Here is a 26,262-nt window from a genome sequence, read left to right as displayed (position 1 = left end):
TTCAGTCAGTTCAGTTCGATGATGTCGCCGCGCTGCAGATACTTCGTGAGCGCGACAGTGCCCACAAACCCCATCAGCGCGATGAGCAGCGCGGCTTCGAAGAACACCGTCGAGCGCAGGCTGATGCCGTACACGACGATCAGCGCGATCGCGTTCACATTGAGTGTGTCGAGCGCGACGATGCGGTCGGGCAGCGAGGGGCCGCGCACGAGGCGCACGAGCGTGAGCAGGAAGGCGATGCCGAGGATCGCGAACGAGACCGGGATCACGATGGCTAGCATGCGAAGATCTCCATCAACGGGGCTTCATAACGGGACTTGATGAGCGCGACCAGCGCCGCTTCGTCGTCGAGGTCTAGCACGTGGACGATGAGGCGCGTGCGGTCGTCGCTGAGTTCGGCGCACAGCGTGCCCGGGCTCAGCGACACGATGCTGATGAGCATGGTGAGCGCGATTTCGTGCGTGCTGTCGAGCGGCACGTCGATGAACGCGGGCCGCAGGCGCCTGGTGGGGCCGAGCACCAGCAGCGCGACTTCCACGTTGGCCACGACGATGTCGATCAGCACGTGCACGAACAGGCGCACGAGCAGCCACGGCTTGCCGAAGCGCACCGGCTGCAGCCACAACCCCCTGGCCACGCAGAACGAGATCACGGTGCCGAGCACCGCGCCCAGCAGCAGATTGCCGGGCGAGACATCGTTCATGAGCAGCACCCAGCAGACGAGCAGCACGACGGTGAGCCACGGGTGCGGAAAGAGCTTTTTTAGCATCGTCAGCTCCCGTTGGTCTGGGTGGGCGCCGGCGCACGTGCGGGCGTGCTCAGGATCGCGCGCACGTAGGCGTCGCGGTCGAACAGTTGTGCGGCGGTGGCGTCGAGATACTTCCGCAGCGGCCCCGCGCCGAGCGTGGCCGCCGCCACGCAGGCGAGCAGCAGCGCGCAGGCCGCGAGCTTGGCCGCGCTGCCCTGGCAGGCGCAAGCGGGCGCGAAGGCGGCGGCGCGCGCGGCGGGCTCGGCCCACAGCAGGCGCGTGCCGGTGCGGCTCAGCGCGACGATCAGCAGCAGGCTCGAGGCCAGCACGGCGGGCCATAGCACGGCCGCCTCGTGCGTGGGCGTGGCCGCGAGCACCATGGCCTTGCCGAGGAAGCCGGAGAGCGGCGGCAGGCCCGCTGCGCCCACTGCAGCGGCGAGATAGAGCAGGGCGGCGGCGTTCGAAGGCCACGGAGCGCGCGCCTGTTCGATGCGTTGCGGCGCGCTCGCCTTTGCCGTAGCGGGTGCTTCGCGGTGCGTCTCGGGCGAGATGGCTGCTGCTGCCGCGTCGTCGAGCGCTTCGAGCGAGCCAGGTTCGACGCTGTTCGTGCCTTCTGTGGCGTTCGCTGCGTGCGCCGGGTGGGACGCCATGGCGGCCTCGGGCTCCAGCGTATCGGCGAGCAGGAACAGCGCGCCCGTGCACAGCGTCGTGCTGATCAGGTAGTAGAGCAGCGCACTCCACGCCAGCGGCGTTTGCTGCGTGACGGCTGCAATCAGGAGTCCGACCGAAACCAGCACGAGATAGCCCGTGGTGGTTTTCAGGCTCGACACGGCGAGCGCGCCCAGCGCGCCGAACGCGATGGTCGCAATGGCGAGCCACCATACCCAGTCGTGCATGAACGCATCGAGCACGCCACCGTTGCCGCTGCCGCCGCCGAACACCAGTACGTCGCAGCGCAGCATCGCGTAGATGCCCACCTTGGTCATGATCGCGAACAGCGCCGCCACCGGGCCAATCGCGCTGCGGTACGCCTGGGGCAGCCAGAACGACATCGGAAACACCGCGGCCTTCAGGCCGAACACGAGCATGAGCGTCGCGCCGGCGAACTGCGCGAGCGGCAGCGATCCGGCGTTCAGGTGCGCGAGGCGCTCGCCCATGTCGGCCATGTTGAGCGTGCCGGTGATGCCGTACAGCACGCCCAGCGCGATCAGGAAGAACGACGAGCCCACGAGGTTCATGATCAGGTAGTGCAGCCCGTTGCGCACGCGCCGCGTGCCGCCGCCATGCAGGAGCAGCGCATACGAGGCGATCAGCAGCAGCTCGAAGAACACGAACAGGTTGAACATGTCGCCCGCGAGGAACGCGCCGTTCAGGCCCATCAGCTCGAACTGGAACAGTGCGCGGAAATAGCGGCCGCGCCGTGCGTCGGCGCTCGACGTGCCCAGCAGGCAGCAGCACGCCAGCACGGCGGTCAGGAGCAGCATGAGCGCGGCAAGGCGGTCGAGCTGCAGCACGATGCCGAATGGCGCGGGCCATGCGCCGAGCGCATAGCTCGCGATCCCGCCTTGCGCCGCGCGCGCGGCCAGCACGCCTGCGACGGGCAGCAGCGCCACGGTTGCGGCCGCATTGAGCGCGCGCTGCAAGCGCTTGGCGCGAAGCGGCAGCGCGACGATGGCGCCCGCCGCGAACAGCGGGATCAGGATAGGGAGCAGAAGGGCGTGGTTCATGCGCCGCGCGTCTCCCCGTCGTTGCCCTGCGGATTGGCCTCGCCACCTTCCCCGTCCACGTGATCGCTGCCGGTGAGCGCCAGCGAGCGCAGCGCGAGCACCACGGTAAACGCCGTCATGGCGAAGCCGATCACGATGGCCGTGAGCACGAGCGCTTGCGGCACCGGGTCCGCGTAGCGGGCCGCGCTATCCGCCGCGCCGGCGATCACGGGCGGCTGGCCCGTGGCGAGCCGCCCCATGCCGAGCAGGAACAGGTTGATCGCATACGAGAACAGCGTGATGCCGAGGATCACGGGCAGCACGCGCGCGCACAGCAACAGGTAGATGCCGCACGCGCAGAGCACGCCGATTGCGGCAGCGAAGGCGGCTTCCATCAGCTTTTCTCCACGGACTGCAGGTCCTTGTCGCGCACGCCCAGGTGCGAAACGATCGTGAGCGTCGTGCCCACCACCGCGCCCAGTACGCCGAGATCGAACAGCATGGCCGTGCTCAGCTCGATTTCGCCGACGAGCGGTAGATGCAGATGTCCAAACGCGCTGGTGAGGAATGGATAGCCGAAGACGAGGCTGCCCAGACCCGTTGCGGCCGCAACGAGAATGCCGAGACCCGCGAGCGCGCGGTAGTTGATGCGGATGCGCGATTCGGTCCATAGCACGCCGCTCGCTACGTATTGGAGCAGCAGTGCGACCGAAAGAATGAGCGAAGCGATGAAGCCGCCGCCGGGCAGATTGTGGCCGCGCAGGAACACGAACACGGCCACCAGCGCGGTGAGCGGCAGCATGAGGCGCGCGAGAATCGCGAGCAGCAGCGGATGCGACTGCGACGACCACGGCAGACCGCCCGGCCCGGTGTCGGGCGCCTTCAGGCGCAGGCCGCGCAAGAGCGCCTTCACGGCGAGGCCGGCGACCACGAGCACGCTGACCTCGACCATGGTGTCGAAGCCGCGGAAGTCCACGAGGATCACGTTCACGACGTTGTGGCCGCCGCTGCCGGGCAGCGCGTTGGCGAGGAAGTACGGCGCGATGCCTTGCGCGGGCGGACGCGTCATGACCTGGTACGCGACGCTGCCTAGCAGCGCGCCGCCCGCGAGTGCGAGCGCACCGTTGCGCATGCGCGCGGGAATCGGCTCGATGGCGGTTTGCAGGTTGGGCAGGAAGTAGATGGCCAGTACCAGCAGCAGCACCGTCACCACCTCCACGGAGACCTGCGTGAGCGCGAGATCGGGCGCGGAAAAGCGCGCGAACGCGAGCGTCACCAGCAGCCCGCAGGTGCTCAGCATCACGAGCGCGTAGAGCGTGTGCGTGCGCACCATCACGACGCCCACGGCGAGCAGCGCCATCAGCACGAGGCCGCACAGCGTGATCGTGTCGACGGGCAGGCGCACGAAGTCGCCGCCCCACGCGCCCAGCGCGACGAACGCGGTGCCGGGCACGATGATCATCGCCGCGATCATCCACGCGAGATAGTCGGGCAGCGAGCGCGTCTCGAACACGCGCACCACCACGCCCGCGCCTTTTTCCAGGCGCTGGATGAGGCGGTCGAAGCCTTCGCTCGCGTTCATGTCCGAGAGCATCGATCGATGATGACGGAACGCGTCGCGGCGCAGCACGAACAGCAGCGCGCCCGCCGCGAACGACACCACGCTCATGACCAACGGCGTATTCACGCCGTGCCACAGGCTCAGGCTGTACGCGGGCAGCTTGCCGCCGAGCGTGAACCACGCCGCCGATTCCAGCATCCTGCCGATGATCCGCTGCGGAAACAGGCCGATCAGCAAACAGACCACCACGAGAATCTCGACCGGTAGCTTCATGAAGCGCGGCGGCTCGTGCGGCGGGTAATGCGGCAGGTCGCGCGGCGCCGCGTGGTCGAAGAACACGCCCCAAACGAAGCGCAGCGAGTATGCCACCGAGAGCGCGGCGGCCACGATCGCGATCACGGGAATCGCCCAGTTGAATGGCCCGAACATGCCTTGCGCGAGCGTCTCGCCGAAGAACATTTCCTTCGAGAGAAAGCCGTTCAGGAGCGGCACGCCCGCCATCGCGAGCGAGGCCACGCCCGCGAGCACGGCGGTGTGCGGCATGTACTTCGCGAGCCCGCGCAGGCGGCCCAGATCGCGCGTGCCGGTTTCATGGTCGATGATGCCGGCGGCCATGAAAAGCGAGGCCTTGAATACCGCATGGTTGACGGTGTGAAAGAGCGCGGCCACGGTGGAAAGCTGCGTATCGAGGCCGAACAGCAGCACGATCAGGCCGAGATGGCTGATGGTCGAGTAGGCGAGCAGCCCCTTGATGTCGCGCTGGAACAGCGCCATCGACGCGCCGCCCACCAGCGTGACGAGCCCGGCGAGCGTGGCCGAATAGGCCCACCAGGCGGTGCCCTCGAACACCGGGTAGAGGCGCGCGAGCAGGAAGATGCCGGCCTTCACCATCGTCGCCGAGTGCAGATACGCGGAGACCGGCGTGGGCGCCGACATCGCGTGCGGTAGCCAGAACTGGAATGGGAACTGCGCGGATTTCGTGAACGCCGCGAACAGCGTGAGCACCAAAATGGCCGGAAAGAGCGGGTCGTGCTGGATCGTGTCTTTTTGCGCGAGCACGTCGTTGAGGTCGAAACTACCGCATACGTGGCCGAGCAGGAGCACCGCCGCGAGCAGCGCGAGCCCGCCCGCGCCCGTGATGGTGAGCGCCATGCGCGCGCCGCGCCGTGCATCGGGCCGCGATGGCCAGAAGCCGATCAGCAGGAACGAGACGAGGCTCGTGAGCTCCCAGAAGATCACGAGCATCAGCAAATTGTTCGAGAGGACCACGCCGAGCATCGCGCCCATGAAGAGCAGGAGCAGCAGGTAGAGGCGCGGGAGCGTGTCGCTGCCGGCCAGGTAATAGCGTGCGTAGATGAACACGAGCAGGCCGATCGCGAGCACCAGCAGCGCGAACATGAACGAGAGGCCGTCGAGGCGCAGCGAAAGCGCGAGGCCGATCTCGGGCACCCACTCGCGGCGCCACTGCAGGACGCCGTAAGTGGGCATGCCCACGCGCTCGCTGAGGACCAGTCCGAGGCCGAGCAGCGCGGTCGCGAACGCGATCCACGTGGCGAGCGCGCGGGCGTGCCGGGCCGCGAATGCGACGAGCGCCGCCCCAACGAACGGAAGTACGACGAGCCACTCCAATGCCATCCGGCTTCCTCCGGGAAATTCGCTGCGTGCGGGTTGAGGACGTGGACTGCCCGCGTGGCGCGGGTGAGGCTGGGCAGGCGTGCGCGAGGCGCGCCTGTGGGCCGCAGATCACGATCATAGCCGCAAACGGGGCCGGAGTTGATGTGGATGGCATCGATGTACGCGGCGCGTCACAGTCACATCATGACAGGGAAGCGTGCGCTGCTGGACCGTGCGCCAGTGGCGCACGATCGTGCCGGATTACATCGGCCAGACGAAGGCTTCGTGCGCGTGCGAGGTCTTGCCGATATCCACGGGACGCTGGACCGTCTTGCCGTTGTGGCTTGCCGTGATCACGTAGTGGCCGTTGGGCAGCGTCACGAGCATGAACGGGCCGTTGGTGCGGGTGGAGACGAGCGGCTGGCCGTGCGAGTCGGCGATCTTTACGGGCACGTTAGCGAGGTACTCGTTGCCGTTCGCCGACTGGCGCGCGAATTCGAGCGAGAGCGGGTAGCGCGACATCGCGGCCTTGAACGCCGCCGACTGGTCGCTGCCGATGCCGCCGGACAGGTACGAGACGTTGCCGGCATGATGCGCCGGCGGCAGGGCGCTGGCAGCGGCCGGGGCGGCCGGGGTGTTCGTGGCGCTCGCGGTCGCGGCGAAAGCGCCTTGTGTGCCGAACGCTAGCGCGAGTGCGGCCGCGAGCGAGATGGCCGCGCCGTTCCACGGAGTCGAGCGTGCTTTCATTTGTACCTCCTATGTCGGATACGCCGGCGCGTGTGACGCGCCGGACGAATCCAGCCTAGGCAGCGCGGCTTAAAAGTCCCTTAAAACACAGGGCGAGCGCGTTTTCGGCGGTTGCCGGCGCGCTTGCTCACCGCACGATCATGCCGGTGAGCACATAAGCCTGGATCAGCGTCATGACGCCGACTACCGCCGCGAAAAAGAGGCTATGACGCACCGTGAAGCGGAACAGCGCCGCTTCCTTGCCGACGAGGCCCGTGGCCGCGCAGGCCACCGCGATCGATTGCGGCGAGATCATCTTGCCGCTCACGCCGCCCGAGGTATTGGCGGCGACGAGCAACGTGTCCGACACGCCGATCTGGTGCGCCGTGGTGTGCTGCAGCGAGCAGAAGAGGGCATTCGACGAGGTGTCCGAGCCGGTCAGGAACACGCCGAGCCAGCCGAGGAACGGCGAGAAAAACGGGAACGCGGCGCCGGTGCCGGCCAGCGCGAGCGCCAGCGTCGACGACATGCCCGAGTAGTTCGCGACGAACGCGAAGGCCAGCACGAGGCCGATCGAGAGCACCGGGCGGCGCAATTCGCCGAGGGTTTCGAAAAATGCTGCAACGGCGGCGCGCGGCTTCATCTTCAGCACGATCGTGGAGACGATGGCGGTGAGCATGATCGCGGTGCCCACGGCGGAGAGCCAGTCGATTTTCAGCACGGCTTCATAGGGCTTGGCCGAAGCCACGATGGGCGCGGTGCGCACCACCAGCTGATCGAGTCCCGGCACATGAAAGCTCAGCACGGTGCCGGCGAGCGCGCCCTTCGCGGCGAACAGCGCCTTGAACGGCTTGATGCTCCACACCGTGACGATGGCGGTCAGCAGGAAGAACGGCGACCAGGCGCGCACGGTCTGGCCGATGCTGTAAGGCGATGCCTGGCGGCTCGACAATGTGTTAGCCGCCGCGTTGCCGAAGCCGCCATCGAAGCCGCCCAGCGCCGCCGCGCCGCCGCTCACGCGCAGGCTCGCGGCCGGCGCTGCCTGCGCCGCGCGACGCGGCTGCCACACCTTGAGGAAGGCGGCGAGCGAGACGAGGCTCACGAGCGCCGAAGTGATGTCCGGCAGCTCGGGCCCGATGTGATTCGAGGTGAAGTATTGCGTCACGGCAAAGCTGGCGCCGGCCACGAGCGCCGCGGGCCAGGTCTCCTTGATGCCGCGCTTGCCGTCCATGATGAAGACGAGCCAGAACGGTACGAACAGCGAGAGCAGCGGCAACTGGCGGCCCGCCATCGCGCCGATCAGGAACGGGTCGATGCCGGTCACCTGGCCTGCGACGATGATGGGAATGCCCATCGCGCCGAACGCCACGGGCGCGGTGTTGGCGATGAGGCACAGGCCCGCCGCATAGAGCGGCTCGAAGCCGAGGCCAACCAGCAGCGCCGAGGTGATCGCGACCGGCGCGCCGAAGCCCGCCGCGCCTTCGAGGAACGCGCCGAACGAAAAACCGATCAGCAGCACTTGCAGGCGCTGATCGTCGGTGATCGAGAGCACGGAGGCGCGAATGATCTCGAACTGCCCGGTCTTCACGACGATCTTGTAGAGGAACACTGCGGTCACGATGATCCACGCGATCGGCCACAAGCCATAGGCGAAGCCGAAGCCCGCCGAAACGAGCGCCTGGCGCACCGGCATGCCGTATTCGAAGATGGCCACGGCCAGCGCTAGCGCGAGCGTGATGGCCGCGGCGACGTGGCCTTTGAGCCGCAGGCCAGCGAGCGCGACGAAGAAGAACACGATGGGCACGACGGCCACGAGCGCGGATAGCCAGAGGCTGCCGAGCGGGGTATAGATCTGATGCCAGGGTTGCATTACGGTCTCCTCCGTGGATGCGGGTCGAATTTGCGATTTAATTTCGCATGCCTGATGAAATATGTTCTGGTATTCGGCCTACTGCGGTTGATCGCGCTCGCGAAGCAAATCGTGCAGGCTGCGCGGCGCGGGCTTGAGCGGCGTGCGATGCTGCGTCCAGCCCATCTGCTGCGAAGGCGCGAGCGCGCGCAGGCGCGTCGCGGCCCAGCGCAGCGCGCGATAGGCGCGCGGATGTGCGAAAGCGCCGCTCCAGAAGCGCCAGACGAACTGCTCGCTCCTGCTGTGATTCGCGCCCTGGCCGCGCAGCGGATGCGCGACGGCCTCGTCGGGCGAGCGGTTCGCCTCGGTGCGCAGACGCACCAGCAAGTCCGGAATCGGGATGCGCACCGGGCAGACTTCGCCGCACGCGCCGCACAGGCTCGATGCGGTCGGCAGGTCGGCGGTTGCGTCGAGCCCGAGCAGATGCGGCGAGATGATCTTGCCGATCGGGCCGGGGTAGGTCGTGCCATAAGCGTGCCCGCCGATGCGCGCATACACCGGACAGTGATTCATGCACGCGCCGCAGCGGATGCATTGCAGCGTGGCGCGCAACTGCGCGTCGGCGTAGGCCTGGGTCCGGCCGTTGTCGAGCAGCACGAGATGCACCTCGCGCGGCCCGTCCATTTCGCCTGCGCGGCGCGGGCTGCTGACCAGATTGAAATATGTGGTGATCGGCTGGCCCGTGGCCGAGCGCGTGAGCAGGCTCGAAAGCGGCACGATATGCGCGAGCTTCGCGACCACCTTTTCCATGCCCATGATCGCGATATGCACGTCGGGCACCGTGGTCGAGAGGCGGCCGTTGCCCTCGTTCTCGACGAGCCACAGCGTGCCCGTGTCGGCCGCGGCGAAGTTCACGCCCGATAGACCGATCTGCGCATCCACGAATGCGCGGCGCAGCGCGCGGCGGCCCGTCTGGATGAGCGTGTCGACGTCCTCCGTGTAGGGCGTATCGGGAAGGTGTGCTTCGAACAAATGCCCGATATCGCCCTTCGTTTTGTGGATCGCCGGCATCACGATATGCGAGGGCTTTTCGCCCGCGAGCTGCACGATGTACTCGCCCATGTCCGACTCGATGCAGTCGATGCCGCGCCCTGCGAGGTAATGGTTCAGCTCGATCTCCTCGCTCGCCATCGACTTGCCCTTGATGACGCGCGTGGCCTCGTGCCGCTGCGCAATGCCGTGGACGATGCGGTTGGCGTCGTCCGCGGTCTCGGCCCAGTGCACGTGGATGCCGTTTTCCTTCAGCTTCGCTTCGAGTTGCTCCAGTAACTCGGGCAGACGCGCGAGCGCGTGCTGGCGCACCGCTTCGCCGAGGTCGCGTAGTTGCTCGAGTTCGTCGACATCGGGGAATTGCGCGGTGCGCTTGCCTTGCAGAAAATCCATCGCGCCGCGGAAGCTCTTGCGCAACTTCGGGTCGTGGAGCGCCGCGCGGGCGCGCTCGCGGAACTCGGCCGTGGGCACGAAATGCAGTGGGTTTTCGTGGTGCGCGGCTTGCGCCGGGCTGGCGGTCTTGCTCATTGCGCGGCTCCGTGCTGGGGAAAATTCGCGGGCGAGCCGGTCTCGTCGGCGGGTTCGTCGGCATTGTCATCGGTGACGACGATTACCCACAGCGCGCGCGGCCCGTGCGCGCCGTAAGCCGTGGTCTGCTGGATGTCCGAGGTCTTGGAGGGGCCCGAGATCATCACGAGGTTGGTGGGCATGCCGTCGCGCCAGCGCTCGGCGGCAACGGCCGCATGCAGGTCCGCGTGCAGCGTGCGCGCGTGGATCAGCGCGACGTGCAGCGGCGGCACCAGCGAGACGGTGCGCGGCGCGTGGGCGTCGGGTACGACCACGAGCGTGCCGGTGGCCGCGAGGCCCGAGCGCGCAACGGTGAAGCCCGCGTCGATGCGGTCGAACAGTTCGGACTTCCAGGCTTCGATCGGCTCTGTGTAGCCGTGTGCTTCGATGCCCGTTGCGGTGGACTGCAGTGCATTGGCGAGTGCCGCGCCTTCCGCGCTCGACGTGTCGAGCAGCAGCCGCTTCACGCCCGCGGCCGCGAGGCGCTGCGCGAGGTCGGCGGGCCACGCCTCTACGCTCGTGCGGATCACCTGGGCATGCGCGGCCTCCAGCATGCGTTGGAATTGCGCGACGCGGGCCGACCGGGTGGCGAGCGCGCCGGCGGCTTGCGCGCGTTGCGCCGCGTAGTGCGCGTCGATGCGCTGGTCGAGCGCGTCCACTGGCATCGGCGCGGCGCCTTCATTCGCGTTCCCGCTGGCGCGCAGCCGGCCGAGCATGCGCGCGCGGGCGCCCAGGGTGTCGATCATGGCGGCGCTCATGCGGCCTCCCCGCCGGTGCGGCGCCAGAGGAACGAAGCGAGGTGCTCGACGGCGAGCGGCGCGCCCTTGTGCTCGGCGGCATGGCCGATATTGAGCAGGCACCCGCAGTCGGCGGACACCAGCCGGTTGCAGCCGGTCGCGCACGCGGAGGCGATCTTGTCGGCGACCATCGCGCCCGAGATGTCGGGGTGCTTCAGCGAGAACGTGCCGCCGAAGCCGCAGCATTCCGATTCGCGCTCGTGGTCGATGCGCGTGACGCCGGGCAAAGCGTCGACGGCTTCCACGCCGTGCACGCGCGTGCCCATCTCGCGGCGCGCGCCACACGAGGTATGGAGCACGACGCGTTCGGCGGGCTGCTTCAGCGCGGCGTCGCCATAGGCGCCGGCGATGCCGAGGTCTACTTTCAGCACGCGCACGAGGAATTCGGTGAGTTCGTAGATGCGTCCCGAGAGCGCCCGAGCCCGTGCCGCATCCGCCGCGTCGGTTTCATCGCCCGTATCGCTTTCGAAGAGGGCGGGCCAGTGGTGCCGCATCATGCCCGCGCACGAGCCGGAGGGCACGATCACGGGCCACGGTTGATCGAACAGGCCGAGCTGCGCACGGGCCACCTCGCGCGCTTCGCGCGGGTTGCCGCTGCTGTAGGCGGGCTGCCCGCAGCAGCTCTGGGTGCGCGGGAAGTGGACCGTGAGCCCTTCGCGTTCCAGCAGCTTGACCGCGTCGAGCCCGGCCTGCGGCACGAACAGGTCGACGAGGCAGGTCGCGAACAGGTAGACGTCGGTCGGGCGTGGACCGGTGGGGTATTGCCGTGGCTTCATGTCTCGCTCGTATTGCTCTCGGTATGGTTCGGTGCCTGATTCGGTGCCGAATGGCGCGCCTCGCCGCGATGGCGACAGCAGGTGTGTGAGCGCATAATCCCCGCTTCGGGTGGCGTACTCAAACTGGTTGGACCAGTAACTGAACAGCGGACAGGCGCGCCACCGCCGAAGCACACGAGGGGCGGGGGCGATCAATGAGGGACAGGGCCGGCGCGCGTGGACGCGTGGAAACGGTGATGCGGCAAATGGAGACGTCGTTGCTCGATGGCTCGTGGCGCGCGGGGACCAAGCTGCCCTCCGAGCGCGTGCTCGCGCAGGAGTACGGCGTGGCGCGCAACACGGTGCGCGAGGCGATCCAGCGGCTCGCCGCGCGCGGGCTGGTGGCGAGTCGCGCGGGCGCGGGTGTGTTCGTGACCGACCAGTTGCGGACCGGCGTTGCCTCGCCGTGGGGGCAGCTGGTGGCCGATCATCCGGCGCTGCGCGACGACATCCTCGAATTTCGCCGTGTGCTGGAGGGCGCGACCGCGTATTTCGCGGCGATGCGCGCGAGCGACGACGAGCTCGCGCGCATTCGCGCGCTGGTGCAGGAACTGGAGCGCACGCGCGCCTGCGACGACAAGATCGCCGAAGCGGCCGTCGACGCGAAGCTGCACGAGGTCATCGCACAGGCTTCGCACAACGCGATGTTCCTGCATCTGCACACGAGCGTGCTGGGCATGCTGCGCGAGCACATCACGATCAACGGCACGGGCTTGCGCGAGCAGAACGCGGATGCCTCGGATCATCTGCTGTTGCAGCACCGCACGCTGTGCGAAGCGATTCTCGCGCGGCGTCCGGAAGAGGCGCGCACGGCGATGCAAACCCATATCGACTTCGTGCGCACGCGCGTGAGCGAGGAGCACGGGGCGCCCGCAACTGGCCCAACCAGTGCGAAGAAACGCCGGGCACGCAAGAAGCTTGCCGCGCCTGAAGACTGCTAAAGTTGGCGCTCGGGTTGGCGCAGCGCGTGGACGTTCGCGCGGCGCCCGCAGGAACTCGATGAGAAGGAGCCAAGCCATGAACCCGCCCGTCGCGCGTCTCGAGTCCCTTAGCGCCATCACGTTCACCGTGAGCGATATCGTGCGTTCCGTGCGCTTTTACGAGGCGCTCGGCTTCGTGCACCGGCCCGGTGGAGCGATTGCCGGGTTCGCGTCGTTCGTGCTCGGCGGTGGAGGCGGGGGCGGCGCGTGCTATCTGAATCTGCTCGAAGGGCCGCATGACCGGGTCGAAGGTTGGGGCCGCGCGATCTTCCACGTCTCGGACGTGGACGCCTTTTACGCGCAGGTGCTGGCCGCGGGCCTCACGCCCGCCTTCGCGCCGCAGGACGCGCCGTGGGGCGAGCGCTATTTTCATCTCGTCGATCCGGATGGCCATGAGTTGAGCTTCGCGAAGCCGCTGGCCTGAGGCGCGTCGATGCATTTGAAATACGCATGACACCCGTAGCGCCGATAGTGGCGCGGGTTGCCATCCACTGCATGAGGAGCAGTCGCCATGAACGAACGGGAGCGTGAAGCGAGCGCGGAGCGGCAACGCCGCCGACGTCTGGACGAAGAACTGATCGACGCTTACGACGAAGAGCTCGAAATGGAAGTCGACGATCGCCTCCAGGAAATCGGCCTCGAGATCAGCGACGAGGCGCGCGCGCTGCGCCGCGTGTATTTCCGCGAGCTGATCCGGCTGCAGGGCGAACTCGTCAAGATGCAGGACTGGGTCGTGAGCACGGGCCACCGGCTCGTGGTGATCTTCGAAGGCCGCGACGCGGCGGGCAAGGGCGGGGTCATCAAGCGCATCACGCAGCGCCTGAATCCGCGCATGTGCCGCGTGGCCGCGCTGCCCGCGCCGAACAATCGCGAGCGCACGCAATGGTATTTTCAGCGCTATGTGCAGCATCTGCCGGCGGGCGGCGAGATGGTGCTGTTCGATCGCAGCTGGTACAACCGTGCGGGCGTCGAGCGAGTCATGAACTTTTGCACCGACGAGGAATACGAAGAGTTTTTCCGCTCGGTGCCGGAGTTCGAAAAAATGCTCGTGAGGAGCGGCATCCAGATCATCAAGTACTGGTTCTCGATCACGGACGACGAACAGGAAGTGCGCTTCCGGAGCCGCATCGACGATCCGCTCAAGCAGTGGAAGCTCTCGCCGATGGACCTCGAGAGCCGCCGCCGCTGGGAGCAGTACACGCATGCGAAGGAAGTCATGCTGCAGCGCTCGCATATTCCCGAGGCGCCGTGGTGGGTCGTGCAGGGCGTCGACAAGAAGCGCGCGCGCCTGAACTGCATCCATCATCTGCTCGCCCAGGTGCCGTATCAGGAGATCGAGCACGCGAGCGTGACGCTGCCCGCGCGCGTGCATCACCCCGATTACATTCGCCAGCCGGTACCCGAGAACATGATCGTGCCGGACGTCTATTGACGGTGTTGGCCGGGCATGCCGCGCTGCGTGCCCGCAACCCGGAAATTCAGAGTCTCAGAAGGTATGGCGGAACACCCAATAGAGGATGCCCGCCGGTATCGTTTAAGCCGTTCACGAATTCGAAGCCCAGCGCGATGAAAAGCGCGATCACGAGCAGGATCCACGGCAGCGCGGAGTGCTCGCGCACGGTCGAGAGGTCGTCGGCGAGATGCATGCCCACATAGACGGCGCCCGCGGCAACGATGGGCAGAAACACCAGCAGGCTCGTGCTGCGCCCGCGCGTGGAGGCGGCGCCGGACTGCGGTACAAGGAAAGATCCGGCATGACGAGCGGGCTCCTCAAACGGGGCACGGAGCGTCGCGCAGGCAGGGAGGCGCAAGGCGACGGCGAAGGCAACGCCTTCGATCATGCAAAGCGCCCATGACGCATTGATGACGTTTTTGCGCAAGGCATGCAGCAGCGCCGCGAGGGGCGAGTGCTGCGCGGTCCTCGCGCGAATCGATTCACGGAGATTGCGCACGTGCCGGACCACGTTCGGAAATCTGCAGGAGAGCCATCCGCCAGGTCTGCACCCGCACCCGCGCAGGCCGTATTTGTTCCGCAGTTGCGACTACGCGCGCGCATCTGGATCTTCGCGCGCGGCAAGTGGGCCACGCGGCTGATCGGCCGCAATCCGTTCTTCGGAGGTCTGTCGGGCACGCTGGTCGCCACGGTGATGGCGGCCTTGACCTACATGGCGCTTTACTCCGGGCGCGCCGAAGAGCTGCGCCACGCGGTCGAGAACTCGAACAACATCGTGCGTCTCGCGAGCAGCGACATCGCGCGCAATGTCGAGCTCTACGATCTCTCGTTGCACGCCGTGGTGGCGGGCGCGCAGCAGCCCGAGACATGGACGCTGCCGCCGGCGCTGCGCCAGCGCGTGCTGTTCGATCGTGCGACGGCGGCATCGTTTCTGGGCGGCGCCTATGTGCTGGATGCGCAAGGGCGCGTGAAGGCTGCGCAGAGGGCCGACGATACGCTGGGCGTATCGCTCGCGGATCGCGACTATTTTCGCGGCCAGCAGCGCAATCCCGATGTGGGCCTCTTCATCTCGAAGCCCTTTGCGTCACGCCTGCGTCACGGCGTGCTCTCGGTTGCGCTGTCGCGGCGCATTAATGCGCCCGATGGCGAGTTCGCGGGCGTCGCGCTGATCGTCGTGAGGCTCGAATACTTTCAGCGGCTCGTCGACCGCGTCGATATCGGGCGTGATGGCGGCGTCTTCATCATGATGCAGGACGGCACGCTCGTTGCGAGCAAGCCGCCCATGCCGCTCGGTGTGGGCGCGGATTATTCATTCTGGCGCAACTACAAAATCATTTCGCGGCACGACGCGGGCACCTTCACGGCGCACGCGGAAGCGGACGGCGTGGAGCGTCTCTATACCTACGCGCACGTGGGCAGCACGCCCATTATCGTGGGCGTTGCGCCCGCCATCGACGACATTCTCGCGGGCTGGCGAAGCCGCGCTTATCTGGCCGTTGCGATGACGACGGTCTTCGGCGCGGCCTGGGTGGTGGTGTCCTGGGTGCTCGCGTTCGCGCTGCGCGACAAGGTGATCGCCGAAGCCGAATTGCAGCGCCTCGCGGTGACCGACCCGCTCACGGGTCTCGCGAATCGCCGCGCGCTCGATCAGCGGCTCCAGGCCGAATGGAACCGCGCGTCGCGCGAACGGACGCCGCTATCGGTGCTGTTCTTCGACGTCGATCACTTCAAGCTGTTCAACGACGCTTACGGCCATGCGGCCGGAGACGAAGTGCTCAAACTCGTGGCCGAGCGTATCGCCTCGGGCACGCAGCGCACCTCGGACATGGCGGCACGCTTCGGCGGCGAGGAGTTCGCGGTATTGTTGCCTGGCACGGCGCTCGAGGGCGCGCGCAAGATCGCGGACAAGATCCGGCGGCGCATCGAGACGGCCAACCTCGCGCATCGCGGCTCGCACTACGGCCGTGTCACCGTGAGCGTGGGCTGCGCGAGCTGCGAGCCGCCCGCAGGCGAAAGCGGCGCGAAGCTGCTCGCCGCCGCTGACGCCCTGCTCTACGAAGCCAAGGCCGCGGGCCGCAACCAGGTCTGCGCGAAGCAGTGGAGCGGCGCGGCGGCGTAGCGTGATGGTCGTGTGCCGGCTGCTCAGCGCGCCGATTTCGACAGGCGATGGCCGAGGCCGAGATTCGAGACGATCTGCCAGGTGTAGACGCGCGAATAGTGCACGCCGAACTGGCGGCCGATCAACTCGCGCACGCGGCTGTTGGTCCACGCATCGCTCGGAAAGCCATGCTCGCGCGCGGAGCCGTGTAGCGCGCTCGCGATCCAGCCCATTGCGGCCTTGTCGAGCACGGAGGGCCGGCCGCCCACGCTCATCTGCTGAAGCGCGGCGAGGCCGCCGTCTTCGACAATCGACTTGTAGCGGCGCACCGTCTGGGCGGAGAGGTGCAAGGAGTCGGCTACGGCGTGCACGGTCGCGCCTTCCACCAACATCTGGCCGGCGGCCATCCTGCGCGCGACGCTCGGCAAATTCTCGGTTCGGGTAAGCATGTGATCACTCGTCAACGAAAGATTCCGGACATGCGGCTTGCGGATGCCGCTCCTGTCAACCCTTTCAGTGCGTGCGGGTCTTCTCGCTTGCCACGGCCTCGCATGGCTCTTGCTCTATGCCGGGCCGTCGCGGACGGCGAAACAATGCGCCTCTCAGGGCGCGTGCGGACCGCATTGGCGTTCCGCAGGAGATATTAATAATTGTTTTTGTAGGGAATGTGTATAGCTAGCGGAAAAATAGTCTGCTTGACTTACGGATTGTCCTGGACTATCGGAAAAAATGAACCTATCCAAATCGCTTAACTATGCTGTGAATGTTGTTCATTCATGACATGATGCACCGCCATCCGGGCAATTGAAATGTTTGTAATCATTGTTTTTAGCCCCTTGCCACGGCACCTGGCGAGAGCGAATCGGTAATTTTGGGCAGAATGCGCTTTTAGGATTTGCATGAATTTTTATGGGAATTCGATTCGATTCAGACCGAATGAGCCTTCTGGTTTTGCTTCACCGTGTGTTTCGAAGCGAACGGGTTCATGGGCACTTGAAGATCCAATTGACGATTCGCTTGATGATCTAAAAGGCATGAGCAAAGAACTGGACGAAAAGGTTGAACGTCTGCTGCTGCGCGCGGCGAGCCGACGTGGCCTCGTATCCTATGGCACATTTCATGCACTATTCGCGCCGAGCGTGCCGCTGCACGAGCGTTACGAAAAACTGGAAGCTGCGGCGGCGGCCTTGTGCGAGCCGCGCGTGGCCGACTACGCGTCGCTGCTCGCGACGGCTTCGGGCCTGCCGGGACCGGACTTCTATCAGCGCTTCCGGCGCCTGCACGCGGAGCGCTATTACGCGCCGCTCGGCGCCGACCGCAATCGCATGCTCAAGCTGGTGGAGAAGCGTCAGTTCGCGAGCGAGGAGCGCGAGCGCGTCTACGATCACTATCGCAGCAACGCCCACGTTGCGCTACCCGCGTAACGGCGTGAATTTAGTCGACGCGATTGCGATCGCGCACGAGGATCGTGACGTACACCGCCGTGCAGACGAGGATCACGGCAACGCCGGCGACCACCTTGGTGTGATTGAACTGCACGAGCCCGGTTACGGCGATGGCAATGCCGGTGGCGGAGCCGAGTGTGCCGAGCGCGGCAACGAAGATGCGCAGCTTGCTCCAGATGCGATGGCGCCGTTCGGGGCCTGCGCCTTCCCTCAAGCGTTCGAAAGTCATGCCGGTATTCCCCGTTGATGGCGGGCGGATTGCACGATGCAATACGGCCTTCGCCCAGATGAAACGATTATAGCGATCGGGCGATTTCGCGCTTGCGGCGCGCCTCCGTTATGTCGCGCGGCGCAAGTTTCACGCGCTGGGGTGCGCACTTTGTGGGGCGTTTAAGTTTGCCTTAATGTTGTCTCGCCATCATGAACACGTCGGGTCGATTCGATAGTCGATTCGCGGTTGTTCTTCACGTTTCCTTGTTTTTCACGTCCCCTGTTAACCGCCGATGCCATACGGCGGTTTTTTTTGCCCATCGCTTTTTCCCATTTGCCCATTTGCACGCCGGGCAGGCTCACTCGTGTTCGGGAAAGCCCGCGCGTCCTTGCGTGAGATCGCGCAGCGCCTCGCGTGCGGCATCGAGGGCGGTGGCGGGAAGCTGGATCGTGAGCCGCACGGTCATCGTGTAGCGGCTGTCGACGAGCGTGTGCTGCTCCTGCTCGATCCAGTGCCGCACGCGCGTTTCGTCGGCGTAGCTCACCTCCACGATCAGACGCGCCTGGGCGATGCGCTCCACTCGCTGCGCGTTTTGCAGCGCGCTTGCGATGGCGTCGGTATAGGCGCGCACGAGCCCGCCCGCGCCGAGCTTCACGCCGCCGTAATAGCGCACCACTGCGGCGAGCACACCATCGAGATCGTGATGGCGCAGCACTTCGAGAATGGGGCGGCCCGCGGTGCCAGAGGGCTCGCCATCGTCGGACATGCCGGATTGGCCGCCCGCGAGCAGCGCCCAGCAGACATGCGTGGCAGTGGGGTGTTCGTCGCGCAGGCGGCGCAGCTCGGCCATGGCCGCTTCGCGGCCATCGACCGGAATCGCGAGGCCGATGAAGCGGCTTTTGCGGATCTCGAGTTCCGCGCTGACGGTTGAGGCAAGGGTATAAGTGGGCAAAGCGGGCAGTGCGGCGTAAGCAAAAACGTGATGTTAGCGGATGCGGGCAGCCATTCGGCTGCGCGGCCGGAATGGGGCGCATGCGTTTGCGCGGGGTTCGCCGCCTTGGGCACGCGCCTTGGATATGATTCGTCCCGCAATCTTTCAGATTACGTAAGGGTTTCTTGCGCCTGAGCTAATGACGTATCGGTCACCAGGGCCGATAATACGCTGCATGACGGATCTAGCTCTGGCTGGAGCGACGCCGAACTCCTCATTCGGTGATCCGTCATATTTCGAATTCGTCGCGGCGCCGCAGGTCTTGCGCCGCGTTTCTCCCAAGATCACGCACAGAAAAAACCCCGGTCGGGACAGTGTCCATCGGCCGGGGTCGTAAGGCTCGCCTGTTCTCAAGAGGCGATGTCACGTTACGCCTGTCAAAAATCCACGGCAATAAAAAAAAGCCCGGCTTGCACCGGGCTTCCAAGTGTGACCGCATCCGTTGCCGGATGCGGCACCTGCAAAACTGCCTGCGCTGTTGACGCTTACGCCGCGAGCAGCGAACGCAGCACGAACGGCAGGATGCCGCCGTGCTTGTAGTAGTCGACCTCGATCGGCGTGTCGATGCGCAGCAGCACCTGGACGCGCTCGTCCTTGCCGTCCTTGCGGTGGATCACGAGCGTCAGGTCCTGTTGCGGCTTGAAGTTGTCGGTCAGGCCTTCGATGTCGAAAGTTTCATCGCCGGTCAGGCCGAGCGACTGCACGCTGTCCGAACCCTTGAACTGCAGCGGCAGCACGCCCATGCCCACGAGGTTCGAGCGGTGGATGCGCTCGAAGCTGCGCGCCACCACGGCCTTCACGCCCAGCAGCTGCGTGCCCTTGGCCGCCCAGTCGCGCGACGAACCCGTGCCGTACTCTTCGCCCGCGAACACCATGGTGGGCGTGCCGGCGTCGATGTACTTCATCGCGGCGTCGTAAATCGACAACTGCTCGCCGCTCGGCTGATGGATCGTCAGGCCGCCTTCGACGCGCGTGCCGTCGGCCTTCGCCGGGATCATCAGGTTCTTGATGCGCACGTTCGCGAACGTGCCGCGCATCATGACGTCGTGGTTGCCGCGGCGCGAGCCGTAGCTGTTGAAGTCGGCCTTCTGCACGCCGTTCTCCTTGAGCCACTTGCCCGCGGGCGAGTCTTCCTTGATCGAGCCGGCCGGGCTGATGTGGTCGGTCGTGACCGAGTCGCCGAAGATGCCCAGTGCCCGCGCGCCCTTGACCTCGGCCACCGACGACGACGGCGTCATCGAGAAGTCGTTGCCGAAAAACGGCGGTTCGGCGATGTAGGTCGACTTCGGCCAGTCGTAGACCTGGCCTTCCTCGCCCTCGATCTTGCTCCACAGGTCGCCCTTCTTCGTGAGCTGGCTGTAGTTCTTCTGGTAGACGTCGGCATCCATCGCGAACTTGAGCAGCGCGTTGATTTCCTCGCTGGTCGGCCAGATGTCGCCGATGTAGATGTCGCGGCCGCCACGGCCCTTGCCGACCGGCTCGGTCATCAGGTCGCGCGTGATGTTGCCCGCGATCGCGTAAGCGACCACCAGCGGCGGCGAAGCGAGGAAGTTCGCGCGGATGTTCGGGTGGATGCGCGCCTCGAAGTTGCGGTTGCCCGAGAGCACCGCCGCCGCGACCACGTCGTTCTTCGTGATGGATTCGTTCAGCTCGGGCGTGAGGTCGCCCGCGTTGCCGATACAGGTTGTGCAGCCGTATGCCGCCAGTTCGAAGCCGAGCTTCGAGAGATAGGGCAAGAGGCCCGTCTTCGTCAGGTATTCCGTGACGATGCGCGATCCCGGCGCGAGCGAGGTCTTGATGTGTGGCGCGACCGTGAGGCCGGCTTCCACGGCCTTCTTCGCCAGCAGGCCAGCGGCCAGCAGCACGCTCGGGTTCGAGGTGTTCGTGCACGAGGTGATCGCGGCGATCAGCACGTCGCCGTTATGCAGCTTGACCTTGTCGCCCGCCGCGTATTCGGCCGTGAGGTCGGCGGCCTTCTTGGCGAAGCCGTTTTCCGCGACCGGCTTCGAGAACAGGTCGATGAAGGTCGACTTCACGTGGCCGATTTCGATGCGGTCTTGCGGGCGCTTCGGACCGGCCAGCGACGGCGCAACGGTGCCGAGGTCGAGCGTGAGCGTCTTCGTGTAGTCGATGTCGCCGGCCTTCGGAATGCCGTAGAGCTCCTGCGCCTTGAAGTAGTTCTCGAATGCCGAGATCTCTGCTTGCGTGCGGCCCGTGCCCTTGAAGTAATCGATGGTCTTGTCGTCGACCGGGAAGAAGCCCATGGTGGCGCCATACTCGGGCGCCATGTTGCCGATGGTCGCGCGGTCCGGCAGCGAGAGCGAGGCCGTGCCTTCGCCGAAGAACTCGACGAACTTGCCGACCACTTTCTCCTTGCGCAGCATTTCCGTGATCGTGAGCACGAGGTCGGTGGCCGTGCAGCCTTCGCGCAGCTTGCCCTTGAGCTCCACGCCCACCACGTCCGGCGTGAGGAAGTACACCGGCTGGCCGAGCATGCCGGCTTCGGCTTCGATGCCGCCCACGCCCCAGCCCACCACGCCGATGCCGTTGATCATCGTGGTGTGCGAGTCGGTGCCGACCAGCGTGTCCGGGTAGTACACCGTATCCGCACCCTCGGTCTTCTTGTGCACGCCGCGCGCGAGGTACTCGAGGTTCACCTGGTGGACGATGCCGATGCCCGGCGGCACGACCTTGAACGTGTCGAAGGCCTGCATGCCCCATTTCATGAACTGGTAGCGCTCGTTGTTGCGCTGGAATTCCAGCTTCATGTTCAGGTCGAGCGCGTCCTTCTGGCGGAAGTAGTCGATCTGCACCGAGTGGTCGACCACGAGGTCCACCGGCACGAGCGGCTCGATGACCTTCGGGTCCTTGCCAACCTGCTTCGCGACGCCACGCATGGCCGCGATGTCGGCGAGCAGCGGCACGCCGGTGAAGTCTTGCAGCACGACGCGCGAGACGACGAACGGGATTTCATCGACGCGGGCAGCGGTGGGCTTCCAGTTCGCGAGCTGCTCGATGTGCTCTTCCGCGATCTTCTTGCCGTCGTAGTTGCGCAGCACGGACTCGAGCACGATACGGATCGAGACCGGCAGGCGATTGATCTTCACGCCGAGCTGCTTGCCGAGTTGCGGCAGCGAGTAGAACTTGCCTTTGCCGGAACCGCTGTCGAATTCCTTTAGCGTTTTGTGGAGGTTGTGGGCCATGGTGTTTTCCTTCGTTTAATCGCGGAAATAACGCTTTGCTACACGTTTGCTGCCAGTCTGCCTGCTTGCTCAGATTACGTACAAGTCGACGTATTCGTTCACCGGCATGGCTTCGAGCCGTGCCGCATCGAGCGAAACATCGAGTATCGCCTGCTGCTGCTTCGCGGGGAAGCGGCGCGCGAGGTGGGTCCTGAATTTATCGATCAACAGCGGGATGCCTTCGTCGCGGCGCCGCCTGTGACCGATCGGGTACTCCACCACGACCTCTTCGAGCGTTGTGCCGTCGTTGAGTTCGACGGTGAGCGCATTCGCGATCGAACGCTTGACCGGGTCGTGATAGTCCTTCGTGAACTGGGGATCTTCGACGCAGACCGTCTTCGCGCGCAAGGCGTCGATGCGCGGGTCCTGCGCGACGTCGTCTTCGTAATCGGCGGCGGTGAGACGCCCGAATATGAGCGGCACGGCCACCATGTACTGGATGCAATGGTCGCGGTCGGCCGGATTCGCGAGCGGCCCGCTCTTGTCGATGATGCGGATCGCCGCTTCGTGCGAGCGAATGGTGATCCGCTTGATGTCCTGGGCGCTCTTGCCTTGCTGCGCGAGCACGCCGTGCAGCGTCATCGCCGCTTCGGCGGCAGTCTGCGCGTGGAATTCAGCGGGAAACGCAATCTTGAACAGCACGTTCTCCATCACGTACGAGCCGTACGGACGCTGGAACCGGAACGGCTGGCCCTTGAACGAGACGTCGTAGAAGCCCCACGTCTTTGCCGTGAGCGCGGACGGATAGCCCATCTCGCCGGTCTTCGCGATCAGCGCGAGGCGCACCGCGCGCGAGGTGGCGTCGCCGGCGGCCCACGACTTGCGCGAGCCGGTATTGGGCGCGTGGCGGTAGGTGCGCAGCGCCTGGCCGTCGACCATCGCGAGCGAAACGGCGTTGATCAGTTCGTCGCGCGTGAGCCCGAGCATCTGCCCGACTACCGCGGTCGAGGCGAGCTTCACCAGCAGCACGTGGTCGAGACCGACCTTGTTGAACGAGTTTTCCAGCGCGATGCAGCCCTGGATCTCGTGCGCCTTCACCATGGCTTCGAGCACATGCCGCATGGTGAGCGGCGGTTTGCCCTGAGCGATGGCCGTGCGCGAGAGCCAGTCGGCGGTCGCGAGGATGCCGCCCAGGTTGTCCGACGGATGGCCCCATTCGGCGGCCAGCCAGGTGTCGTTGAAGTCGAGCCAGCGGATCATCGCGCCGATGTTGAACGCGGCCTGAACCGGGTCGAGCTGGAACGAGGTGCCCGGCACCTTCGCGCCGTGCGGGACGATCGTGCCTGGCACGATGGGCCCCAGCAGCTTGGTGCAGGCAGGGTAGGAGAGCGCCTCGAGTCCGCAGCCGAGCGTGTCCAGCAGGCAGTAGCGGGCGGTCGACAGGGCGAGTGCGCTGTCGATCTCGAAATCGAGCACGTAGTCGACGATGTCGACCAGTACCCGATCCGGCTGCGGCCTGACGTTGGAGACGTGTGCGGACATCGAGGCGTTCCCGATGTGCCGTGCTTACTGGCTGGCGCCCGCTGCCGGCGCGCGCAGCGCGTTGGCCTGGGTCGGCGCCATCGCGCCTTGCTGCATTGCAACGGTCTTGCACTCGTCGGCCAGACGCGAGCTGTCCTTGTCGGAGAACAGCATGGCCTTGGTCGGGATCACGACCAGGTCGAGGCCGGTGGCGGCGTCGTGGAAGCGGTCGGCGCCCGTCGTCGTGGTCTGGCGCGGCAGGTTGTAGTTCTTGTTCGCCCAGTGAACGGTGACGATCTGGTCACGCGCCATGTCGCCCTTCAGGTCGAAGGCCAGGCCTTCGTTGCACGACCAGTGTTCCGAGCCTGCCGGAATCGGATCGACCTTCGCTTCCTTGGCCGGGTTGGCCTTGCGCTTGATGATCTTGTGCTTCGGTGCCGGCTTCTTGGGGGTGGCCGTCGTGGGTTGCGCGGCGGCTTCGGTGGCCGCCAGCATCATCGTGGTGGACAGCGCGCCGATAACGGTGGCGATCAGCAGTTTTTTCATGGAGTCGGACCTTTATCTCTTTAAATCGGTTGATCAGGCGAGGCTGCGTGGCGCAGCCGCCGGTTGCATTGCGCGCGCGCCGAAAGCGCGCAGCGGACGCTATTTTCACCTATTTGCCGATATGAGCCAGGACTTTTGCGATTTGAAAAAATTTAGCCCGTCCTTCATGAATCCGCTTCGTGTATAGCAGGGCCCGGCGTAGCGTCGCACCGATCGAACAGCGGCGCAGCTTCGGCTGGCACGGCGCGCCCCGTTGTGCGCGCGCGGCGCAGCACGGACCAGTAGTAGCGGTAGCTCGCGCGGTCGTGCAGCGTGTCGCCATGGCGAATCGGACCCCATTTTGCAGCTTGCGCGGCCAGCAGGATTTCGGCGGCGGTAGCGATTTCCTCGTCGCGCGGCGCAAAGGCGGCGATGATTACCGGAATCTGCGCCGGATGGATGCTCCACATGCGCGTGTAGCCGAATTCGTTGCGGGCGCGGCGTGCATCGTTCGCCACGACGTCCATGGCGCGCACTTCGGTGCTGACATTGTGTGACGGAACCTTGCCGAACGCGTGGCAGGCCGCCGCGATCTCCAGCTTGGCGCGGCGCACGAGCGGGTGGTCGAACTGGCCCGGCGAGCGCATGGCGGTGTCGGGAATCGCGCCGTCGTGCGCGGAGACGAAGTCCATCAGTCCAAAACTGAGCGCTTGCACGCCGCGCAGTGCGGCGAGGTCCAGCACGCGCGCGAGCGCGCCGTGGGTTTCGACGAGCAGCTGAACGGGAATCGGCTTGTCGATGCCCATTTCGGTGCGCGTGGCTTCGACGAACGCTGTCATTTCCGCGGCGTCGGCCACGGTGCGGATCTTCGGCAGCGTGATGTAGGCGGGCGCACGCTTTGCGGCGCGCAGAATCAGGCGCACGTCGTCGCGCCAGTGCGGATGATGAAAGTCGTGGATGCGCACACCCACGCGCCCGAAGCGGTCGTGTTCGCCGCCGATCAGCGACGCGACGAGTTCCGCGTGCTCGGCTTCGCGGCCGACCTGGGCGCCATCTTCGCAATCGAGCGTGATGTCGAATACCGGGCCAAGCTCCTGTTGCAGCGCGAGCGATTTCAGCATCAGCTTCTCGCTGCCGGCGTAGTGGTCGCACACGGGCAGGAGGACAGGCGGCGCTTCGCCGTCAAACAGCACTTCGGCGGGGGAGAGGGCGCGCATCTTAAGCGTCAGGAGACGAGTGTTGGGTCAGGAGCCTGAACGAAAAAAAACCGGAACCCGCTGTGCCGCCGCGGACTCCGGTTTTGCTTGCAACGGCTTACTTGCCGAGCAGGTGAGCGACGCCTTCGCGCTCTTCAAGCAGCTCGTTGAGCGTGCCGTTCATTTTCTCGCGCGAAAATGCATCAATTTCGAGGCCTTCGACGCGCTTGTACTCGCCGTTTTCGCAGGTCACCGGCACGCCGTAGATGATGTCTTCGGGGATCTCGTACGAGCCGTCCGACGGAATGCCCATCGTGACCCACTTGCCGTTCGTGCCGAGCACCCAGTCACGCACGTGGTCGATCGCTGCATTGGCCGCCGAAGCCGCCGACGACAGGCCGCGCGCTTCGATGATCGCCGCGCCGCGCTTGCCGACCGTTGGGATGAAGGTGTTGCGGTTCCATTCGTCGTCGTTGATCAGCGCGTTGAGCGACTGGCCGTCGACCGTGGCGAAACGGTAGTCGGGGTACATCGTGGGCGAGTGGTTGCCCCACACGGCGAGCTTCTCGATCGATGCGACCGGCTTGCCCGACTTGGCGGCCAGTTGCGAGAGCGCGCGATTGTGGTCCAGACGCAGCATGGCGGTGAAGTTCTTCTTCGGCAGATCCGGAGCCGACTTCATGGCGATGTAGGCGTTCGTGTTGGCCGGGTTGCCGACCACCAGCACCTTCACGTCGCGGCTGGCGACGTCGTTGAGCGCCTTGCCCTGAACCGTGAAGATTTCGGCGTTGGCCGACAGCAGGTCCTTGCGCTCCATGCCCTTCGAGCGGGGGCGTGCGCCCACCAGCAGGGCGACGTCGGCGTCCTTGAACGCGACCTTGGGGTCGTCGGTGATGACCACGCCTTGGAGCAGCGGGAATGCGCAGTCGTCCAGTTCCATGACGACGCCCTTGACGGCAGCTTGCGCTTGCGGCAGGTCGAGCAGTTGCAGGATGACGGGCTGATCCTTGCCGAGCAGGTCGCCGTTCGCGATGCGGAACAGCAGGGAGTAAGCGATCTGACCTGCGGCGCCGGTGACGGCAACGCGCTTTGCGGACTTAGCCATTGAAAATCTCCAGGAAGATGCGTTAGACGCCAGGGTAAAACGCCATTCTATATGCGCGCTACACCAGGCGTTCATGAATCCGGCGAACCTCCTTCCGGGCGGCGTGCGAGGCTTTCGCGCAT

The 26,262-nt window shown here is 65.9% G+C and carries 26 protein-coding genes; 6 read left to right on the top strand and 20 right to left on the bottom strand.

What is annotated here, in order from left to right:
* Positions 1 to 5 precede the first annotated feature (5 nt).
* The 10 genes from PWP93_RS17240 to PWP93_RS17195 all read right to left on the bottom strand — a co-directional run bounded on the left by PWP93_RS17240 (position 6) and on the right by PWP93_RS17195 (position 11,394).
* Entirely contained in the window at positions 6 to 281 is a 276-nt protein-coding gene (locus tag PWP93_RS17240; protein ID WP_175196984.1) for a K+/H+ antiporter subunit F, read from the bottom strand.
* Positions 275 to 769, bottom strand: coding sequence for a Na+/H+ antiporter subunit E (locus tag PWP93_RS17235; RefSeq protein WP_421045260.1), 495 nt, complete (start codon positions 767 to 769; stop codon positions 275 to 277). The genes PWP93_RS17240 and PWP93_RS17235 overlap by 7 nt, the downstream gene beginning before the upstream one ends.
* A gap of 2 nt (positions 770 to 771) precedes the next feature.
* A complete protein-coding gene (locus PWP93_RS17230; protein ID WP_421045259.1) occupies positions 772 to 2,475 on the bottom strand; it encodes a monovalent cation/H+ antiporter subunit D in 1,704 nt (567 codons plus the stop codon).
* Positions 2,472 to 2,849: a Na+/H+ antiporter subunit C gene (locus tag PWP93_RS17225; protein ID WP_421026041.1), complete on the bottom strand. Its 378-nt coding sequence runs from the start codon at positions 2,847 to 2,849 to the stop codon at positions 2,472 to 2,474. Before PWP93_RS17225 ends, PWP93_RS17230 begins: the two co-directional genes overlap by 4 nt.
* A complete protein-coding gene (locus tag PWP93_RS17220; protein ID WP_421045258.1) occupies positions 2,849 to 5,650 on the bottom strand; it encodes a monovalent cation/H+ antiporter subunit A in 2,802 nt (933 codons plus the stop codon). Before PWP93_RS17220 ends, PWP93_RS17225 begins: the two co-directional genes overlap by 1 nt.
* Before the next feature lie 240 nt (positions 5,651 to 5,890).
* Complete coding sequence (locus PWP93_RS17215) at positions 5,891 to 6,376, bottom strand: carboxypeptidase regulatory-like domain-containing protein (RefSeq protein ID WP_421045257.1); 486 nt, start codon at positions 6,374 to 6,376, stop codon at positions 5,891 to 5,893.
* 127 nt (positions 6,377 to 6,503) lie between these two features.
* Positions 6,504 to 8,225 (bottom strand): lactate permease LctP family transporter, encoded by a 1,722-nt coding sequence (locus tag PWP93_RS17210; protein ID WP_421045256.1) that lies wholly within the window; start codon positions 8,223 to 8,225, stop codon positions 6,504 to 6,506.
* 78 nt (positions 8,226 to 8,303) lie between these two features.
* A complete protein-coding gene (locus PWP93_RS17205) occupies positions 8,304 to 9,782 on the bottom strand; it encodes a LutB/LldF family L-lactate oxidation iron-sulfur protein (protein WP_421045255.1) in 1,479 nt (492 codons plus the stop codon).
* Entirely contained in the window at positions 9,779 to 10,579 is an 801-nt protein-coding gene (locus tag PWP93_RS17200; protein ID WP_421045254.1) for a LutC/YkgG family protein, read from the bottom strand. The genes PWP93_RS17205 and PWP93_RS17200 overlap by 4 nt, the downstream gene beginning before the upstream one ends.
* Positions 10,576 to 11,394 carry a (Fe-S)-binding protein gene (locus PWP93_RS17195; protein WP_421045253.1) on the bottom strand — a complete coding sequence of 273 codons (819 nt, stop codon included), beginning with the start codon at positions 11,392 to 11,394 and terminating at the stop codon, positions 10,576 to 10,578. The genes PWP93_RS17200 and PWP93_RS17195 overlap by 4 nt, the downstream gene beginning before the upstream one ends.
* A gap of 194 nt (positions 11,395 to 11,588) precedes the next feature.
* On the opposite strand from PWP93_RS17195, the gene PWP93_RS17190 reads away from it, so the two are divergent.
* The 3 genes from PWP93_RS17190 (at position 11,589) to ppk2 (ending at position 13,845) form a co-directional block, all read left to right on the top strand.
* Positions 11,589 to 12,374, top strand: coding sequence for a FadR/GntR family transcriptional regulator (locus PWP93_RS17190; protein ID WP_421045252.1), 786 nt, complete (start codon positions 11,589 to 11,591; stop codon positions 12,372 to 12,374).
* A 76-nt stretch (positions 12,375 to 12,450) separates the two neighbouring features.
* Positions 12,451 to 12,837 (top strand): VOC family protein, encoded by a 387-nt coding sequence (locus PWP93_RS17185; RefSeq protein WP_421045251.1) that lies wholly within the window; start codon positions 12,451 to 12,453, stop codon positions 12,835 to 12,837.
* Positions 12,838 to 12,924: 87 nt separating this feature from the next.
* A complete protein-coding gene (ppk2, locus tag PWP93_RS17180) occupies positions 12,925 to 13,845 on the top strand; it encodes a polyphosphate kinase 2 (RefSeq protein ID WP_421045250.1) in 921 nt (306 codons plus the stop codon).
* Between the two features lie 46 nt (positions 13,846 to 13,891).
* Here the strand turns inward: ppk2 and PWP93_RS17175 are convergent, their stop codons facing one another.
* Complete coding sequence (locus tag PWP93_RS17175) at positions 13,892 to 14,254, bottom strand: hypothetical protein (RefSeq protein ID WP_421045249.1); 363 nt, start codon at positions 14,252 to 14,254, stop codon at positions 13,892 to 13,894.
* Positions 14,255 to 14,449: 195 nt separating this feature from the next.
* On the opposite strand from PWP93_RS17175, the gene PWP93_RS17170 reads away from it, so the two are divergent.
* A complete protein-coding gene (locus tag PWP93_RS17170) occupies positions 14,450 to 15,985 on the top strand; it encodes a sensor domain-containing diguanylate cyclase (protein ID WP_421045248.1) in 1,536 nt (511 codons plus the stop codon).
* A 23-nt stretch (positions 15,986 to 16,008) separates the two neighbouring features.
* On the opposite strand, the gene PWP93_RS17165 is transcribed toward PWP93_RS17170, so the two are convergent.
* The gene (locus PWP93_RS17165) at positions 16,009 to 16,413 is read right to left on the bottom strand and encodes a helix-turn-helix domain-containing protein (protein ID WP_421026031.1); all 405 of its coding nucleotides are present in this window, start codon (positions 16,411 to 16,413) and stop codon (positions 16,009 to 16,011) included.
* A 585-nt stretch (positions 16,414 to 16,998) separates the two neighbouring features.
* On the opposite strand from PWP93_RS17165, the gene PWP93_RS17160 reads away from it, so the two are divergent.
* Positions 16,999 to 17,388 (top strand): hypothetical protein, encoded by a 390-nt coding sequence (locus PWP93_RS17160; protein ID WP_421045247.1) that lies wholly within the window; start codon positions 16,999 to 17,001, stop codon positions 17,386 to 17,388.
* A 10-nt stretch (positions 17,389 to 17,398) separates the two neighbouring features.
* Here the strand turns inward: PWP93_RS17160 and PWP93_RS17155 are convergent, their stop codons facing one another.
* The 6 genes from PWP93_RS17155 to PWP93_RS17130 form a co-directional block, all read right to left on the bottom strand.
* Positions 17,399 to 17,638, bottom strand: coding sequence for a DUF2964 family protein (locus PWP93_RS17155; protein ID WP_052148373.1), 240 nt, complete (start codon positions 17,636 to 17,638; stop codon positions 17,399 to 17,401).
* Positions 17,639 to 17,799: 161 nt separating this feature from the next.
* Positions 17,800 to 17,982: a hypothetical protein gene (locus tag PWP93_RS17150; RefSeq protein WP_421045246.1), complete on the bottom strand. Its 183-nt coding sequence runs from the start codon at positions 17,980 to 17,982 to the stop codon at positions 17,800 to 17,802.
* Positions 17,979 to 18,572, bottom strand: a complete 594-nt coding sequence (locus PWP93_RS17145; protein WP_421045245.1) for an IMPACT family protein — start codon at positions 18,570 to 18,572, stop codon at positions 17,979 to 17,981. Before PWP93_RS17145 ends, PWP93_RS17150 begins: the two co-directional genes overlap by 4 nt.
* Before the next feature lie 524 nt (positions 18,573 to 19,096).
* Positions 19,097 to 21,814: an aconitate hydratase AcnA gene (acnA, locus tag PWP93_RS17140; protein ID WP_421026027.1), complete on the bottom strand. Its 2,718-nt coding sequence runs from the start codon at positions 21,812 to 21,814 to the stop codon at positions 19,097 to 19,099.
* A gap of 69 nt (positions 21,815 to 21,883) precedes the next feature.
* A complete protein-coding gene (locus tag PWP93_RS17135; RefSeq protein WP_421045244.1) occupies positions 21,884 to 23,335 on the bottom strand; it encodes a bifunctional 2-methylcitrate dehydratase/aconitate hydratase in 1,452 nt (483 codons plus the stop codon).
* A gap of 24 nt (positions 23,336 to 23,359) precedes the next feature.
* Complete coding sequence (locus PWP93_RS17130; RefSeq protein ID WP_421026025.1) at positions 23,360 to 23,860, bottom strand: hypothetical protein; 501 nt, start codon at positions 23,858 to 23,860, stop codon at positions 23,360 to 23,362.
* Between PWP93_RS17130 and PWP93_RS17125 the strand changes: the two genes are divergently transcribed.
* Positions 23,859 to 24,047: a hypothetical protein gene (locus tag PWP93_RS17125; protein ID WP_421026024.1), complete on the top strand. Its 189-nt coding sequence runs from the start codon at positions 23,859 to 23,861 to the stop codon at positions 24,045 to 24,047. The genes PWP93_RS17130 and PWP93_RS17125 overlap by 2 nt on opposite strands.
* On the opposite strand, the gene PWP93_RS17120 is transcribed toward PWP93_RS17125, so the two are convergent.
* The gene (locus PWP93_RS17120) at positions 24,025 to 25,056 is read right to left on the bottom strand and encodes an HpcH/HpaI aldolase/citrate lyase family protein (protein WP_421045243.1); all 1,032 of its coding nucleotides are present in this window, start codon (positions 25,054 to 25,056) and stop codon (positions 24,025 to 24,027) included. The two genes, PWP93_RS17125 and PWP93_RS17120, sit on opposite strands and share 23 nt — an antisense overlap.
* A gap of 97 nt (positions 25,057 to 25,153) precedes the next feature.
* Positions 25,154 to 26,140: a malate dehydrogenase gene (locus PWP93_RS17115; RefSeq protein WP_035531254.1), complete on the bottom strand. Its 987-nt coding sequence runs from the start codon at positions 26,138 to 26,140 to the stop codon at positions 25,154 to 25,156.
* Positions 26,141 to 26,262: the final 122 nt, after the last annotated feature.

This window comes from Paraburkholderia sp. A1RI-2L (genome assembly GCF_048957375.1).
GTDB lineage: Bacteria > Pseudomonadota > Gammaproteobacteria > Burkholderiales > Burkholderiaceae > Paraburkholderia.
The sequence above is the reverse complement of the archived record's forward strand: the minus strand, read 5'-3'. Positions and strand labels throughout refer to the sequence as shown.

Bases quoted from the DNA above. Each gene is read 5' to 3' on its own strand.
- PWP93_RS17240 (WP_175196984.1), bottom strand. From the start codon at position 281: ATGCTAGCCATCGTGATCCCGGTCTCGTTCGCGATCCTCGGCATCGCC.
- PWP93_RS17235 (WP_421045260.1), bottom strand. From the start codon at position 769: ATGCTAAAAAAGCTCTTTCCGCACCCGTGGCTCACCGTCGTGCTGCTC.
- PWP93_RS17230 (WP_421045259.1), bottom strand. From the start codon at position 2,475: ATGAACCACGCCCTTCTGCTCCCTATCCTGATCCCGCTGTTCGCGGCG.
- PWP93_RS17225 (WP_421026041.1), bottom strand. From the start codon at position 2,849: ATGGAAGCCGCCTTCGCTGCCGCAATCGGCGTGCTCTGCGCGTGCGGC.
- PWP93_RS17220 (WP_421045258.1), bottom strand. From the start codon at position 5,650: ATGGCATTGGAGTGGCTCGTCGTACTTCCGTTCGTTGGGGCGGCGCTC.
- PWP93_RS17215 (WP_421045257.1), bottom strand. From the start codon at position 6,376: ATGAAAGCACGCTCGACTCCGTGGAACGGCGCGGCCATCTCGCTCGCG.
- PWP93_RS17210 (WP_421045256.1), bottom strand. From the start codon at position 8,225: ATGCAACCCTGGCATCAGATCTATACCCCGCTCGGCAGCCTCTGGCTA.
- PWP93_RS17205 (WP_421045255.1), bottom strand. From the start codon at position 9,782: ATGAGCAAGACCGCCAGCCCGGCGCAAGCCGCGCACCACGAAAACCCA.
- PWP93_RS17200 (WP_421045254.1), bottom strand. From the start codon at position 10,579: ATGAGCGCCGCCATGATCGACACCCTGGGCGCCCGCGCGCGCATGCTC.
- PWP93_RS17195 (WP_421045253.1), bottom strand. From the start codon at position 11,394: ATGAAGCCACGGCAATACCCCACCGGTCCACGCCCGACCGACGTCTAC.
- PWP93_RS17190 (WP_421045252.1), top strand. From the start codon at position 11,589: ATGAGGGACAGGGCCGGCGCGCGTGGACGCGTGGAAACGGTGATGCGG.
- PWP93_RS17185 (WP_421045251.1), top strand. From the start codon at position 12,451: ATGAACCCGCCCGTCGCGCGTCTCGAGTCCCTTAGCGCCATCACGTTC.
- ppk2 (WP_421045250.1), top strand. From the start codon at position 12,925: ATGAACGAACGGGAGCGTGAAGCGAGCGCGGAGCGGCAACGCCGCCGA.
- PWP93_RS17175 (WP_421045249.1), bottom strand. From the start codon at position 14,254: ATGATCGAAGGCGTTGCCTTCGCCGTCGCCTTGCGCCTCCCTGCCTGC.
- PWP93_RS17165 (WP_421026031.1), bottom strand. From the start codon at position 16,413: ATGCTTACCCGAACCGAGAATTTGCCGAGCGTCGCGCGCAGGATGGCC.
- PWP93_RS17160 (WP_421045247.1), top strand. From the start codon at position 16,999: ATGAGCAAAGAACTGGACGAAAAGGTTGAACGTCTGCTGCTGCGCGCG.
- PWP93_RS17155 (WP_052148373.1), bottom strand. From the start codon at position 17,638: ATGACTTTCGAACGCTTGAGGGAAGGCGCAGGCCCCGAACGGCGCCAT.
- acnA (WP_421026027.1), bottom strand. From the start codon at position 21,814: ATGGCCCACAACCTCCACAAAACGCTAAAGGAATTCGACAGCGGTTCC.
- PWP93_RS17135 (WP_421045244.1), bottom strand. From the start codon at position 23,335: ATGTCCGCACACGTCTCCAACGTCAGGCCGCAGCCGGATCGGGTACTG.
- PWP93_RS17125 (WP_421026024.1), top strand. From the start codon at position 23,859: ATGGAGTCGGACCTTTATCTCTTTAAATCGGTTGATCAGGCGAGGCTG.
- PWP93_RS17130 (WP_421026025.1), bottom strand. From the start codon at position 23,860: ATGAAAAAACTGCTGATCGCCACCGTTATCGGCGCGCTGTCCACCACG.
- PWP93_RS17120 (WP_421045243.1), bottom strand. From the start codon at position 25,056: ATGCGCGCCCTCTCCCCCGCCGAAGTGCTGTTTGACGGCGAAGCGCCG.
- PWP93_RS17115 (WP_035531254.1), bottom strand. From the start codon at position 26,140: ATGGCTAAGTCCGCAAAGCGCGTTGCCGTCACCGGCGCCGCAGGTCAG.